Source organism: Pseudomonas sp. AMR01 (assembly GCF_041946035.1).
Lineage (GTDB): Bacteria > Pseudomonadota > Gammaproteobacteria > Pseudomonadales > Pseudomonadaceae > Aquipseudomonas > Aquipseudomonas antarctica_B.
Genome location: NZ_JAUTYR010000127.1, coordinates 1 through 600, shown reverse-complemented (window position 1 = coordinate 600; position 600 = coordinate 1). Strand labels below are relative to the sequence as shown.

Here is a 600-nt window from a genome sequence, read left to right as displayed (position 1 = left end):
CCGACAGGCGTCGGCAAGACCGAGGTGACACGCCAGCTGTCCCGCATACTGGGCGTGGAACTGGTGCGTTTCGACATGTCCGAGTACATGGAGCGGCATACCGTCAGCCGCCTGATCGGCGCGCCTCCGGGCTACGTCGGTTACGATCAGGGCGGGCTGCTGACCGATGCGGTGATCAAGCATCCGCATGCGGTGGTGCTGCTCGATGAGCTCGCGAAGGCGCATCCGGACGTGTTCAACCTGCTGCTGCAGGTGATGGACAACGGCACGCTGACCGACAACAACGGCCGCAAGGCGGATTTCCGCAATGTGATCCTGGTGATGACCACCAACGCCGGGGTGCGGGAAACCGAACGCAAGTCGATTGGTCTGGTGCACCAGGACAACAGCACCGACGCGATGGAAGAGATCAAGAAGGTGTTTACGCCGGAGTTCCGCAACCGTCTGGATAACATCATCTGGTTCAACCATCTGTCTACCGAGGTGATCCAGCAGGTGGTCGACAAGTTTATCGTCGAACTGCAGGCGCAACTGGATGCGAAGGGGGTCTCGCTGGAAGTGAGCGACGAAGCGCGCGATTGGCTGTCGGTGAAGGGTTAC

The 600-nt window shown here is 60.5% G+C and carries 1 protein-coding gene; it reads left to right on the top strand.

The genetic code is table 11. The annotated features are described in order from the left end of the window. A partial coding sequence (locus tag Q7C20_RS26855; protein WP_375071204.1) for an AAA family ATPase occupies positions 1–600 on the top strand: 600 nt, incomplete at both ends.